Source organism: Paenibacillus sp. TSM33 (assembly GCF_056099025.1).
In genome coordinates, this window is the sequence record NZ_JBLZXB010000012.1 from 1 (window position 1) to 13,898 (window position 13,898).

Consider the following 13,898-nt stretch of genomic DNA (forward strand, 5'->3'; position numbering starts at 1 on the left):
TTCATGTTTGGTGGCGATAGCGGAGGGGTTCCACACGTACCCATCCCGAACACGACCGTTAAGCCCTCCAGCGCCGATGGTACTTGGACCGCAGGGTCCTGGGAGAGTAGGACGCCGCCAAGCGAATAATAGTATGACTCTGCATAGTCATACCTAGGCTGTCGAGAAAGCCTCGACGGCTTTTTTATTTTCCACATCATACAACATAACATCCTATAAGGTACATACTGCAAATATGCATTATTATGATAGTTACGAAAAAAAGGCTGTTCCATGACTTTTAAGGTCAGTGGAGCAGCCTTTTATAATTTAATTTCGTAAACATTTCAGAGGGGATTTTCATCTCGAGCCGGATCTGTCGATTACAACGAAACGAAGCACTGTTCCCATTGGTCGGTAATAGATGCTTTGTCAAGCTGTTCACCAATGAGTGTGACATATCCCCGGCTCACCGGAAGTGCGGTGGGTTGCCATTCCAAGTGACTTCCTGAGAATTGCAGAAGCATTGTGCCCTCTTGCGGAAGCACACAATAACCTTTCGCTCGAAGCAGCGAAGAACCTAGCCCGGTCAGGAAGTCTTCTAATCGTTGCTTTTCCAATGGCTGAGGAGAATATTGATGCAGTGTTAAGCTCTCCAGACGGGAAAAGGAATGGGATCGGTCGTGATCGTGACGATGGCTATGACGGTGTGCAGAAATCACTTTGAATGCGGTACTTCTGGAGTCACTGCTAGGTCTTCCTTTATCTTTAGCGGGATATGGGATAGGCGATGCTTCTGCATGGTTGGGCTGTATCTGTGCCGATGTATGTTGAAATACTTGTACAGGTTTCGGGTCAACCAATACGGTGGTCAGGACAGGCTCCAGCAGTGGTTCAAGGTCAATACGGCTATATTCAGTAGTTTGCAGCTTGGCCGTATTGTTGAGCTTGCGGATGTTCTTGACGACCTTAGCCACTTCACGGCTACTTGCGACATCCGTTTTGTTCACCACAATGAAGTCGGCGGAGCGAAGCTGTCCGTGCAGAGTCCGAACCAGCTCCTTGTCTGCAGTGAAGCGGCTGTTGTATTCATGGAACAGCTCAGCATCCACTACACTGATGCTGTGAACCAGATACAGCCGATCTGCCAGCAGTGGGGAGCGAAGTTCCTCTAACACCTGCTCGGGGTTGGCTACCCCGGTGGTCTCCATGAAGATCACATCCGGCTCTTGGCTGAGCAGGGAATGCAGTGCGCCAGCCAGCTCATTTCTTTTGCTGCAACAAATGCAGCCCTCTAGCAGTCCTTCCACTGTTACGTCAGGCATTTCCTCTGAAATAATAGCGCTGTCTACATCATATTCGCCCATTTCGTTCATTAAAACAGCAGCACGAAGGGGAATTTGGCGGGTATGGGCTAACAGCCGCAAAAGTAGTGTCGTTTTGCCGCTTCCAAGAAAACCACTGATTAATATAACAGGAACCTTATTCATCATTTGTCCTCCTTGGTGGGTTTAGTTCGCTGCATTCAAGCGATCATAGGTTGCTACCGAGTCTGCTTGAGTATAAACGTAAGGGGATTCTGGCTGCTCGACAGTCGTTATTTTATCGGATCGTATTTCGAGTACGGGTATGTTGTCCTTTTGCGTTGCATGCAGTGTTCCTTCAATAGTCACCCAGGTATCCTGGTCAAAGGACGGAGGTTTCTGGGATTGGACGATAATCCCGAATGGCATGGCATCGGCAGTACAGCACATAACGAGGAACCTTCCTACTGCAAATAGACCTTTACCCGGTAAGTTGTCGTCTTTATAGACAAAGCCAGTCACCTGTACTTTTTTTCCTTGAAAAGCGTGCTTATATAGTTCGATCGCTCCTATAGTTTCGGAAAAAATCTCCGGATGGATCTGTATAATGGGTTGCTGATACAGACGTTTCGCCAGCTCGGCGAATTCTACATTGTACTCATCGGGTGGAACGAACAGCTTATCCAGCGCTTCCTGACTCCATTTTCCCCTTAGAGGGAGCGAAGTTGGTGTGAAAGATGTAGTTGATAAAGAGGAGGAGGCGGATGTGTTCGTGGTTTGTATATCTGTTTTTCGTCGGATATCCGGGTTGGGATAGGTGAAGGACATACCTTTTTTGGCTGCCATATCACTGCCGAGCGCCTGATTGGGCAGCAGTGAACCGAACAGCAGCGGAATAAGCAGCATCCCATATACGAGAGTTTTTTTGTACCAGCTTTGCGGTAACGGATGCTCGCAATCGCATACATCTTCACAGTCCCGGCCCCCTACCATTCCGTGCCATGCCATCGCCAAAGCGATAAATATGAGTGGCACAGGGCAGAGCAAAAGTAGCTTTTGCATGTGCGGAGCCAAGTAGTAATGAAGTGCACTTGTGCGATGTAATGTGATGATGTATACAGCTAATCCGATCATGAGCAAGGAGCGCATGCCATATTGGCAGCGGATGCTAAAGGTTGAATTCACGTTTGTATTTACCTCCCCAATAACCATTCAGCAGTTATAGAGCCCACCAGAACGAGTAAAACAATAAGCAAGCCTAAGATCACGACAAATTTGGTGCGAAAGGTGCTGAGCAGCATGAGTGTGCCTTTGAAATCAAGCATGGGGCCGAGTACAAGAAAAGCAGCCAGCGGGCCCAGTGTAAAGGTATGCGAAAAAGCAGTAGCTACAAAGGCGTCGGAGGTGGAACACAGCGACAGCACGTAAGCAAAACCCATCATAAAGGCGTACGAGCCAGCCGTTCCATTGCTTAACGAAAGCATTTCATCACGTGGGATAAAGGTTTGGATGCAAGCTGTCAATAATGCGCCGATAATGAGATATTTACTCATGTCCAAAAACTCGTCGCCAGCATGTACAAAAAATCCCCGCCATGTGCGGTTATGCCGATGAGTCTGATAGTTCTGCTTTTGCTGGTTAAAAGAGAGCAACGACCGTTTGAGCGGATGCACACGCACCAAGGCATATACGATCAATCCGATGGTCGCGGAAACGGCAAAGGCCAAACTCATTCGAACGATAGTGACCTCAGGGTGGGAAGGGAAGGCCATCATCGTCGCAGCCAGTACTACGGGATTGATAATAGGTCCGCTCAAGATAAAAGTGATACCCATATAGGCAGGCATTCCCTTGAGCATTAGTTGGCGAACGACAGGGATCATGCCGCACTCACAGATGGGAAACAGTATACCTAGCAAGGAGGCGAGTAGAACACCCGGCACTGGATGGGGAGGCGCTATTTTGCGAATCCATGTCTCCGGTACAAGCCACTGCAAAAGGGATGAAACAAGCACACCGATCAGGAGAAACGGAACAGCCTCCAGAAAAATACCCATAAATACCGTCTTTAATGACTGCAGCTGCCCTATATCTAACAAACGAAGCCACTGAGGAGATAGCGTAATAAGCACAGGGATGAGAAAGGCAAACGGAATCATAAAAGGCAGCATCTTCAACAGCGTACTGTTTTTCATTCCACATCTCCTTGGGAATAAGGGTTCTTATCTACATCCTATGCTTATGTTGGGACAATCATGCCGCAGGATTATGCTTGAATCACCTCCTACATTGACAATTCATACAGTGGTCATATATATTTATGCTTATTAATAGTAACTATTACGATTAAAATTCGTTAAATGATTGCAAGAAGAAAACTTTTACGGTACGATCCATATTAGTGCTGTAAAGACAAGGAGGATTATATGATACCGATTGTTGTTTTATCCGGATTTTTGGGCAGCGGGAAAACAACTCTTCTTCAGCATGCGCTGGCTTATTACAAGGAGCAGGGTCTCAAGCCAGCTATTTTGATGAATGAGTTGGGTGATGTTAATCTGGACGGCAGTTTGGTGAATGGCCAAGCCCCCATGAAGGAAATGCTCAGTGGCTGTATATGCTGTACCATTCGCGGGGATTTGGGCGTCGAACTCATGAATCTTGCCGAGGAGCATAAGCCGGATGTGATTATTGTAGAATGTACCGGAGTGGCTAATCCAATGGAGATTGTAGATGCAGTGACAGATGCCTCCATATATTCTTCTATGGTTTTACTATCTGTTATCACCGTCGTGGATGCGCGTCAATTTCTGGATTTCTCCTTGGGTAGTGAGAGAAGCAAGTCGTTTCGTTTGATGCAGGATCAGCTGCGATGTGCTTCTAAACTGATTATTAACAAGACTGATTTATTGGCTGCGGGAGAATTGCAAAAAGTACAGACCCTTGTAAAAGAACTAAATCCTTATGCTTTGACCGTGAGCACGGAGCGGAGTGACGTAGATTTGGGTGCCTTTTTCTCCATTCAAGGAGAGAAACGGATGGACGTTTCGTGGCAAAAGGAGTCCACAGTCGATATCGAGAAAGATCATCATCATGGGGAAGATCTTCTTCACACGTATGGACATGATGACCATACAGACCATCATCCTCATGACTATCATGAGCCTGAGCATCACGACCGTGAACATGAACACGGAGAGCATTATCATTCCTACGACCATGTAGTTGTTCATACGCATTTTTTTGGACAACCTGTGTCACGCTTCGAGTTTGAACAGTTGTTCCGCAGTTTGCCTGCTGAAATTTACCGGGCCAAAGGAATTGTTCGGTTCTTGGAATCAGAGGGTCAGATGATGTTCCAATTTGCCTATCGTGAGCTGGAAATCATTCCAATTCGACCGCAAAAGCCAGTGAACGATGTAGTGGTTATTATGGGCGAGAATTTCTCTGCTTCTAAAATCGGGGAACGATTAAAAAAGCTGGAAGCGGCCGCAAAGCCACTGGCTAGCTCATGAGTTCGAGAACGAGTAGCGTTTATTCATCCCAACCTAATATTCGAGCTGACCTAGCAGGGAAGACTTCATGGGGATTTACGACAATTCTGCTGTTGCTAACTGCTGGATTGGTGCTGTCAGTTACACTCGCAGTCATGCTGGGTCCTGTGGCTGTCGCTCCAGGGACAGTATGGCGAATTGCGCTGTCCCATCTGCCCTGGCTGGATCAGTGGATACCCGTGACATGGACCAAACCGGAGCAATATATCGTCTGGGAAATTCGCTTTCCGCGTGTGCTGCTAGGTGTTGTCGTGGGAGCAGGACTTGCTGTTACCGGAGCGGCTATACAGGCATTAATTCGCAATTCGTTAGCGGACCCCTATATTCTAGGAGTTTCGTCGGGTGCTTCAGTGACAGCGACGTTAGTTATTGTGTTTGGAGCTTTTGGATTTTTGGGACGACTTACACTGCCCATATCTGCTTTTATAGGCTCTCTAGCTGCGATGCTTATGGTGTTTGCGTTGGCTCGTGTGGCCGGACGGATATCGACGACCCGCTTGCTGTTGGCAGGGGTGGCGGTATCTATGATGCTGTCGGCTGTGACTAGCTTTATCGTTACGATGGCCCCGAATGAAAAAGGCATCCGTGACGCGATGTATTGGATGATGGGAAGTCTGGCAGGCGCTCAATGGGATACGCTTTTCATTCCAAGCCTTATTATAGCGGTGGGAACGGCTGTCCTTTTGACCCGATACCGTTCATTGAATGCTTTGCTGACAGGAGAAGAAGCCGCCGTAACTCTCGGTGTGAACGTGCAGGTGTTCCGTGTATTATTGGTTGTTGTCGCTTCCCTTTTAACCGGGGCAGTCGTATCAGTGAGTGGCTCGATTGGTTTTGTCGGGCTTATGATTCCACACATCGTTAGGCTAATAGTGGGATCGGATCATCGGCGTGTCCTGCCTGTCAGCCTGCTTTCGGGAGCTATCTTCGTCGTGTGGGCAGATGTATGTGCTCGGCTTGTGCTGGCTCCACAGGAGCTGCCGATTGGTATTGTAACTGCTGTGTGCGGCGGCCCCTTTTTTGTGTGGCTGCTGCGGCGCAGTTCCTACTCGTTTGGAGGCGAAAAATGAATATAGAAGTCGAAGGCGTGACCTTCAGTATTCACGATAAACGATTGATCGACGGTATCAGTCTCCAGGTAAAAATGGGAGAGCTGGTCGGGCTGATCGGTCCGAATGGCAGTGGCAAATCGACGTTGCTTAAGAATATGTATCGTGTGCTAAGACCTGATAGTGGTTTGGTGACGCTGGATGGCCGGGATTTACTACGGATGAAGTACAAAGAGACAGCACGACAAATGGCAGTGGTAAGTCAGGATGCGCCCCAAACGTTTGATTTTTCAGTACGGGACATCGTCCTGATGGGCCGCCATCCTCATAAGAAACTGCTGGAAGCAGATACTGTCTTCGATCATGAGCTGGTTGAGCAGGCGCTGGAGCGGGTAGGCATGAATGCTCAAGCGGATCAGGGGTTTGGCACCCTGTCGGGCGGTGAAAAGCAACGGGTATTGATCGCCAGGGCTTTGGCCGGACAAGCGAAATTTCTCATTTTGGACGAGCCGACGAATCATCTCGATATCCGGTATCAGCTGCAAATTCTCGATTTGGTCAAAACACTTCAGATCACTGCTTTAGCTGCACTGCATGATTTAAATTTGGCGGCATGTTATTGTGACCGATTGTATGTATTAAAAGAAGGCAAGGTGGTAGCCTCCGGCATAACAGAGAATGTGCTTCAGCCTGACCTGCTACGCAGTGTATTCGGGGTGGAAACAGAAATTCGCATTCATCCGAAAACCGGGAAACCGAGTATTACCTTTTTACCGGATTCTCTTAGAGGTGGAGACCATCTATGACATTAACAGGCAGAATGGTGATTCGATAAGGTAAGATAAAACTGTGAATGAAAGAGGAGACGTTACATATGAATAAATGTAGCAAACCCGCATTACCGCTGGTTATGCTAGCTTTGGCGATGCTGTTATTATCGGCCTGCGCAGCAGGAAACACGGCTCAAACCACAAATTCATCTGCAAACAGGCAGCAATCTGATGCATCGCAATCAACAACCCAAGAGAAGGTAGTAGAGATTGAGAACATGGGTGTAAAAATGGTATTTCCCGAAGCGCCCAAACGTGCGGTTACATTGAACCAGCATGCGATAGAAGTTATGCTGGCCCTTGGACTGGAATCTTCCATGGTAGGAACCGCCTATTTGGATGATCAGATTTTACCGAAATATAAGACTCAATATGATAAAATCCCGGTTCTAGCCAAACAATATCCGTCCAAAGAGGTGTTTATGGCAGCTGCACCGGATTTTGCCTATGCGGGCTGGAAGAGTGCCTTTAATGATAAAAATCTGGGTTCCCGTGAGGAGCTTGCCCAACAGGGCGTGCAAACCTATATACAGGAATCCTCCAATAAGCCGGGTCCTATATTAGAAGATGTATATCGGGATATACTAAATATTGGACGTATTTTCCGGGTTGAGGAGCGTGCAGAAAAACTGGTAAATGACATTCGTGCACAAGTGCAGTCCATTCAGACTCAAATTGGCACGGTTGAACGGGCACCCAAGGTTTTTGTTTATGACAGCGGCGAAGACAAGCCATTTACGGCTGCCAACAATTATCTGACGTCTTTGATTAAAAGTGTGAAGGCGAAAAATATTTTTGATGATATCGATAAAAGTTTTACGGAAGTAAGCTGGGAAGAGGTCGTGAACCGCAACCCTGATGTTATTATTATTCTCGACTACGGAGATACTTCACTGGCTGATAAAGAAAAGCTTCTGTTGAGCAAGCCCGCGCTGGCTGGTGTTGAAGCGATCAAAAACAAACGATTTGTGGTGCTGCCTCTATCCGCAGCGGCTGAAGGTGTGCGAGCACCGATTGCACTGAAAACCTTGGCAGCAGGCTTGTACCCGGACAAAGTGAAATAAACAAACAAAAGAGTTGCCAAAACATTGACGAACCTTGCCTAAACTGTTAAACTTGCTAATGCGTAAAGGTTACGTTTATCAAGCGCTTATTTTTTTATTACCAAATCGTAATAATTACGGTAGATGGTTTAATGATCATAAACGACCTGGAGAATCTGCGCTATGATGACCGCTCAGATGGCTCCAGGCTTTTTAAAGGAAAAGGAGATTTGCGTCATGTTATTGGCCTCATTGGAACAGGTCACATTTGGCTACGGAGATGTTCCTAACTTGGTGGATGCCAATGTTGAAATTTTTTCCGGAGAATTTGTGGCTATTACCGGACCCAACGGTGCTTCCAAATCGACGATGCTCAAGTTGCTGCTCGGTTTACTTCAGCCTTGGAAGGGCAAAGTGTTTTTGTCCGACCGTACAGGTGAAGGCAAAAAGCTCGTTGTCGGATTTGTATCACAACAAATTGCTGCCTTTAATGGAGGGTTTCCAAGTACCATCCTGGAATTTGTCCGTTCGGGTAGATATACTCATGGCTCTTGGCTGCGCCGGATGCGGGCTGAGGATCATGATCTGACAGAGCAGGCGCTTCGTCAGGTAGGGATGTGGGATTTACGGCATCGCAAAATCGGCGAATTGTCTGGTGGACAGAAGCAGCGTATTTGCGTGGCAAGGGCACTTGCTCAGGAATCGGATTTGCTCATTTTGGATGAGCCCACGACTGGAATGGATCAGGAAAGCCGACATCACTTCTACGATCTGATGAATCGACAGGTTAAGGAATATGGAAGAACTGTAGTCATGGTTACCCATGGACTATCAGAAGTACAACATTATTTGGATCGTATTATTGAGCTTGAAAGGAAGGAAGATGGCGGATGGAAATGCTGCACTACGACTTCATGCAGCGGGCATTTTGTGCCGGTGGGGTAATTGCACTGCTGGCCTCGGTGCTTGGAGTATACCTGATGCTACGGCGTCAGGCTCTCATGGCGGACATGCTATCGCATGTATCGCTGGCAGGGGTGGCAGCAGGTGCCTATTTAGGGATTAACCCGACGATAACTGGATTTATTGTTGCCGTGATCGGTGCGATTATTGTTGAATACGTCCGCAGATCTTATAAAACGTATAGTGAGATTTCTGTGGCTATTATTATGGTAGGTGGCCTCTCAACGGCTGTTATTTTAATGAATCTGAATCAGAGCATTAACAAAGGCTTTTCCGCTTATTTGTTTGGTTCGGTAGTAGCCGTCAATCAGACCGAGCTGATGTTGATGATCGTTGTGGCTGTCATCGGAGGTATTTTCTTTTTCGTGTTCCGACGGCCTTTGTACCAGATTACCTTTGATGAAGAAACGGCAAAGACCAATGGTCTTCCTGTCAAGTCTATCTCGTTTGCGTTTAGTATTTTGACTGGGATGATTGTAGCCGCAGCCATGCCGATTGTCGGTGTACTGCTTGTCTCCTCACTAATCGTGTTGCCTGCTGCGCTGGCGATTCGAATTGCACCGAGCTTCGCGGCAGCTATCTGGATATCCATGATCACCGCATTAATCGGCGTATTTATGGGATTAACCGCATCATATGAACTCAGTACACCCCCAGGTGGGACGATTGCTATGGTGCTGTTATTATTCCTGATCGTAGGAGCTAGTATTCAAAAGCTGGTCCGTAAACTTGGCAAGCAACAGGCTTCTCGACGTAAGAATGCGGCAGGTCAGTGAGTTTATAAAAAACTAACACATAAGGAGTTATGAATATGAATACATGGTTCAAAAAATCATTTGTATTGTCTGCGGGGCTAGCACTTATTTTGGCCGGTTGTGGAGCTAAAACTGATCATGCAGCCACGAATACATCCCAAACCGAATCTAATCCAGCACAAACAGCGGACAGTGGTAAAAAGCTGAATGTAGTCACCACTTTTTATCCGATGTATGAATTCACCAAGCAAGTTGCCGGAGATCATGCTAACGTAACCGCGTTGATTCCTGCTGGTGCTGAGCCGCATGATTGGGAGCCAAGCGCCAAAGATATGGCACAGGTTAAGGATGCTGACGTATTTGTATATAACGGGATCGTCGAAGGTTGGGCAGAACAGGCTTTGAGCAGCGCATCGAATGATAAGCGTGTAGTAGTTGAAGCAAGCAAAGGGTTGAACCTGATGGAAGGATCTGCCGAGAAGGAAGAAGGAGAAGAAGCACACGCAGAGGAAGGCCATGATCACGATCATGTGCTGGACCCTCATGTATGGCTTGATCCAGTCTTAGCTCAGAAAGAAGTAGAAGCTATAGAAGCAGGGCTTGTAAAAGCCGATCCTACAAACAAAGCGGACTATGAAAAAAACGCTGATGCTTATATTGCTAAGCTGAAAGAACTGGATACTGAATTCAAAACGGGTCTGAAAGATGTAAAACGTAAAGACTTTATTACGCAGCATGCTGCTTTTAGCTATTTGGCTAAGCAATATGGTCTGACCCAAGTGTCAATTGCCGGATTATCTCCAGAGCAAGAGCCTACGCCGGACAAGTTGGCAGGTATTATCAAGTTTGCTAAAGAAAATAATGTGAAGACGATTTTCTTTGAAACATTGGTTGATCCGAAGGTTGCTGAAACCGTAGCTACTGAAATTGGTTCGAAAACGGATGTGCTGAATCCGCTTGAAGGACTGACGGATGAAGACAAGCAGAAAAACCTGGATTACCTTGGTGTGATGAAAAATAATCTGGAGGCTTTGAAAAAAGCTCTGAATGAATAAGCAAACTTTAAACGAATAGTTTAAAAAGACGTCGGCATGATACCGATGTCTTTTTTTATGTCTGTTTAAGAGTTGACCCAATGATTCTCCTCACTTTTGAATTCGCCTACATAGTGCTAAGGGTTCATTGAATACCTAGTACTTTGTAATCTTCATACTACAGGAATGATTTACGTCATTGCGAAACGTTTTTATTGAAATTAATGCTGTAGTAGCTAGTTTCAAATTCCTTTTATAATTCAATGGTAGCGTTTTTCTTTTTACAGATTCTTTCTATTAATATAACTAGTTTTTTCACCGATATTGAAGTTTGGGCGTGCATATCATATGACAACGGATTGGAGAGGTTAACTTGGCAACAGTTATAATAGTGGATGATTCTTTATTTATGCGTTCTGTGCTTAAGGATATTCTGTTGGATTTAGGTCACTCTGTTATTGCAGAAGCGGAAAATGGATATGATGCAGTTTTGAAATATGCACACTTTCGACCAGATTTAATTACCATGGATATTAATATGCCTAAAATGGATGGGCTTGAGGCTGTTAAAAAGATTGTAGAGCTTGATCCTAAAGCCAACATCTTAATGTGTTCCGCTTTGGGTCAGCAGGAAGCAATTATACAAGCATTTAAGGCAGGGGCAAAAGATTTTATTGTGAAGCCATTTGAGATGGAAAGGGTCGTGAATGCCGTCACAAAAATGCTGGATAATTAATGAATCAAGCTTTTAATACATAATATTGAACATGTTGAAGCGAGAGTTCCATACTTATTTTTCACGAATATGGAGATGAATAGGATGAGCAATCGAGTATTGTCTCAAAAAGTATTTATAGATGAACTGATCGCTACGATCAAGAGTGGGGGGCTTGTACCTGTAAATTATGAACACCTCATCAGTGAACAAAAGGGGAAAATAGATGCTCTAAACAATGAACTCACCGTTCGTATTGAGACATTAGAGACAGATTTGATCTCTGCTTCGACATTTTCCATTCCGTTTGCCAACGGTGAACTTATGTTTCTTGCTCGTTATATTGTACTTATTGGGGATTATACCGAAGGATACTTTGTATTTTATCGAGCAGAAGACTGCGAAAGTCCAGAGGAATATCAATTTTTAACAAGCTCTTATCAACTTCCACATGTATTGCTCGAATTATCTCACACTTTAAAGGAACATGGTACTAATGAGCCGCTTGATATTCTGACTTATTGGAATGGCCCTGTGTATCCGCTGAAAGATTTGAGTAAAGAGGATATTAAGCTGTCCACCTATGAGTTTTAAATCCCTTGAGAGAGGCGACTCCCTCAGGGGATTTTTTTACATTGATAATCAAACGCATGTTCGCATATAATACAAACAAACGTTCTGATGAGGAGTGAAGGATGATGCTGGAGAAATATGTGGGACAGATCGTGGAAATCGTGTATATGGACCGAAAGGGCAAGCTGTCACATCGGCAGATAGAGGTGCATCGTGTGCAGAATGGCTTGATCCGGGCTACCTGTTTGCAGACTGGCCAGCCACGTGTTTTTCGATTGGATCATGTATTGGCATGGCATCCGGTAACCAGAACAGCATAGGAGGGGCTTACGATGGGAAAAAAGCTTGAAGGAAATGGCATATGGGAAAGTTCGCGTATGATTTTGCCTGAGCATCGGGAGGCATATGTAAGACTGATGAAGGAGCAGGGAAGACGCGGCAAGCCAACACTGGACGATCAGGAGATACATCAGATCGAACAGGCCATTATCGTATCCTATAACGAACGGAAGCCTATTACACTAAGAGTGTTCAATCCGTTTGATGATGAGGAGCTACGCGGGCTGGTTACAGTGATTAACACAAGTCGGCGAGAAGTGAAGCTATCTCGTGGGGAAGAGGATTTTAGCTGGATTAAGTTGGAGGAAATTATCGAGGCGGATATCTAAAAACGATCGGACTCAGGGGCTTTTTTACATTGATTCTGTCATTTCTTATAATTAAGATTGTAGCTCTGTGAATCCAGATTTACAATAAAACTGTAACTATAAAGGGGGAGTCAATTTGAAAATAAGCAAACATAATGCTGAACATTATATATGGGGAGATCAATGTGATGGTTGGCGCTTGGTGAAAAATGATGATTTGAGCATTATTCATGAGCGCATGCCGGGAAATACACATGAAGCCAGACATTATCATCATCATGCGCGCCAATTTTTCTTTATTTTATCAGGTGCAGCGGTACTTGAAGTGGATGGTGAACGCATCCAATTAGGATCTCAGGAAGGGTGTGAGGTTCCTCCTATGGTGCCTCATCAAATGTTTAATGAAACGAATGAGGATGTCGAATTTTTGGTTATCTCTCAGCCTGCGAGTAGAGGCGACCGGGTGCTGACCGAAAAATAATATTAGAGACAGCCCATACAAAATGGTATTTTGGACAAACAACGTTAAAGTATAAAAACCAGCCTAGCACATGTAAATCAAGTGCCCGACTGGTTTTTTCATTAGTAGATGTCCATTGCATCTGTAGGAAGAGCTTTTACGTGATGGAGATAGTTTGTTACACGTTGATCGTCCTCAATCGGGTATCTATAACCATAATGGTTCGCCACCTTCTGGGCAATTTCTCTAAATAAATTACCCATGATAAAAAGAGACTGCCACATATGTTCATAATCTGCATCCGCAAACGTTTGGATGTAGGCCGTCCAATGTTCAGGCTCAAGGTACTTCTCAAAATATTTAACCTGCTTACCCGGATCTGCCGTGAAGTTGGTTTGTATCCCCATATGCCATTCCAGCATCAAGTGGAGCGCATCTCTTACAGGTCGATCCAACATGAATTTGGCATATGGAAGCTCATGTCGCCATAATCCTTTAGCCACATAAGTACTGACCCACCAGAATTCGTTGCAGCAATCCGCATAGGTTTGGGCGGTTGGGGGAACTGTTTCATAATCTTGAAGACTTGGCGGTGGGAAAGGCTCCACCAGTCTGTCTTTGTCCAGCAGCAGTACACTTAGGCTGTCTCGGGGCCAATTGGCGATGCTTTCTGTAGGATAGAGCGTAAGATCTATGCGATTTCCATCGGTAAATAACATGAGAAAAGCAAAGCGATCACGGGACGTCACGGTAGGCTCCACATGCTCATCGGGCGTCTGCATAATGATCAATTCTCCAAAGCGGCGAATCCAGTGACGTTCCTGAATAAAGCTGTCCATGGAAGATACGAGAAAGACGATGTCATAATCCTGAAAAATATCTCGTGGAGCATGTGGATTGGCGCGTGAACCATTCATAATCACGGTACGTACCCGTTCATCCTCTTGAGCAAATTGGAGAATGGTATGCAGCATCTCTTGTTCACTTCTCAC

General features: G+C 45.6%; 16 protein-coding genes and 1 rRNA gene. 13 read left to right on the forward strand and 4 right to left on the reverse strand.

The features are described 5' to 3' along the window. Positions 1 to 6: 6 nt before the first annotated feature. Positions 7 to 123: ribosomal RNA gene (gene rrf / locus ACN6NF_RS10915) — 5S ribosomal RNA — on the forward strand. Between the two features lie 239 nt (positions 124 to 362). Here rrf and ACN6NF_RS10920 read toward each other — a convergent pair. From ACN6NF_RS10920 to ACN6NF_RS10930, 3 genes are read right to left on the reverse strand one after another with little or no spacing between them, the layout of a single operon-like run. Continuing rightward, positions 363 to 1,472, reverse strand: coding sequence for a CobW family GTP-binding protein (locus tag ACN6NF_RS10920; RefSeq protein ID WP_474317625.1), 1,110 nt, complete (start codon positions 1,470 to 1,472; stop codon positions 363 to 365). 18 nt (positions 1,473 to 1,490) lie between these two features. Continuing rightward, a complete protein-coding gene (locus ACN6NF_RS10925; protein WP_474317626.1) occupies positions 1,491 to 2,468 on the reverse strand; it encodes a TIGR03943 family putative permease subunit in 978 nt (325 codons plus the stop codon). A gap of 8 nt (positions 2,469 to 2,476) precedes the next feature. After that, on the reverse strand, positions 2,477 to 3,478 hold the full coding sequence (locus ACN6NF_RS10930) for a permease (RefSeq protein ID WP_474317627.1): 1,002 nt from the start codon (positions 3,476 to 3,478) through the stop codon (positions 2,477 to 2,479). 231 nt (positions 3,479 to 3,709) lie between these two features. Here ACN6NF_RS10930 and ACN6NF_RS10935 point away from each other — a divergent pair, with 231 nt between their 5' ends. The 12 genes from ACN6NF_RS10935 (at position 3,710) to ACN6NF_RS10990 (ending at position 12,927) form a co-directional block, all read left to right on the forward strand. Further along, a complete protein-coding gene (locus ACN6NF_RS10935; protein WP_474317628.1) occupies positions 3,710 to 4,798 on the forward strand; it encodes a CobW family GTP-binding protein in 1,089 nt (362 codons plus the stop codon). Beyond that, a complete protein-coding gene (locus ACN6NF_RS10940; protein ID WP_474317630.1) occupies positions 4,795 to 5,907 on the forward strand; it encodes a FecCD family ABC transporter permease in 1,113 nt (370 codons plus the stop codon). Before ACN6NF_RS10935 ends, ACN6NF_RS10940 begins: the two co-directional genes overlap by 4 nt. Then, on the forward strand, positions 5,904 to 6,692 hold the full coding sequence (locus ACN6NF_RS10945) for an ABC transporter ATP-binding protein (RefSeq protein WP_474317632.1): 789 nt from the start codon (positions 5,904 to 5,906) through the stop codon (positions 6,690 to 6,692). The genes ACN6NF_RS10940 and ACN6NF_RS10945 overlap by 4 nt, the downstream gene beginning before the upstream one ends. Before the next feature lie 68 nt (positions 6,693 to 6,760). Then, complete coding sequence (locus tag ACN6NF_RS10950) at positions 6,761 to 7,780, forward strand: ABC transporter substrate-binding protein (protein WP_474317633.1); 1,020 nt, start codon at positions 6,761 to 6,763, stop codon at positions 7,778 to 7,780. Positions 7,781 to 7,996: 216 nt separating this feature from the next. Beyond that, positions 7,997 to 8,704 (forward strand): metal ABC transporter ATP-binding protein, encoded by a 708-nt coding sequence (locus ACN6NF_RS10955; protein WP_474317634.1) that lies wholly within the window; start codon positions 7,997 to 7,999, stop codon positions 8,702 to 8,704. Beyond that, positions 8,650 to 9,498, forward strand: a complete 849-nt coding sequence (locus ACN6NF_RS10960) for a metal ABC transporter permease (protein ID WP_016818447.1) — start codon at positions 8,650 to 8,652, stop codon at positions 9,496 to 9,498. The genes ACN6NF_RS10955 and ACN6NF_RS10960 overlap by 55 nt, the downstream gene beginning before the upstream one ends. A gap of 35 nt (positions 9,499 to 9,533) precedes the next feature. Next, entirely contained in the window at positions 9,534 to 10,532 is a 999-nt protein-coding gene (locus ACN6NF_RS10965; RefSeq protein ID WP_474317636.1) for a metal ABC transporter substrate-binding protein, read from the forward strand. Between the two features lie 352 nt (positions 10,533 to 10,884). Next, a complete protein-coding gene (locus ACN6NF_RS10970) occupies positions 10,885 to 11,247 on the forward strand; it encodes a response regulator (RefSeq protein WP_014599711.1) in 363 nt (120 codons plus the stop codon). A gap of 84 nt (positions 11,248 to 11,331) precedes the next feature. Beyond that, on the forward strand, positions 11,332 to 11,820 hold the full coding sequence (locus ACN6NF_RS10975; protein ID WP_474317637.1) for a hypothetical protein: 489 nt from the start codon (positions 11,332 to 11,334) through the stop codon (positions 11,818 to 11,820). 104 nt (positions 11,821 to 11,924) lie between these two features. Beyond that, entirely contained in the window at positions 11,925 to 12,119 is a 195-nt protein-coding gene (locus ACN6NF_RS10980; RefSeq protein ID WP_017428465.1) for a hypothetical protein, read from the forward strand. Between the two features lie 12 nt (positions 12,120 to 12,131). Next, complete coding sequence (locus ACN6NF_RS10985; RefSeq protein ID WP_474317639.1) at positions 12,132 to 12,467, forward strand: YolD-like family protein; 336 nt, start codon at positions 12,132 to 12,134, stop codon at positions 12,465 to 12,467. 115 nt (positions 12,468 to 12,582) lie between these two features. After that, the gene (locus ACN6NF_RS10990) at positions 12,583 to 12,927 is read left to right on the forward strand and encodes a cupin domain-containing protein (protein ID WP_474317641.1); all 345 of its coding nucleotides are present in this window, start codon (positions 12,583 to 12,585) and stop codon (positions 12,925 to 12,927) included. Positions 12,928 to 13,028: 101 nt separating this feature from the next. Here ACN6NF_RS10990 and ACN6NF_RS10995 read toward each other — a convergent pair whose 3' ends face one another. Beyond that, positions 13,029 to 13,898: an aminoglycoside 6-adenylyltransferase gene (locus ACN6NF_RS10995; RefSeq protein ID WP_474317643.1), complete on the reverse strand. Its 870-nt coding sequence runs from the start codon at positions 13,896 to 13,898 to the stop codon at positions 13,029 to 13,031.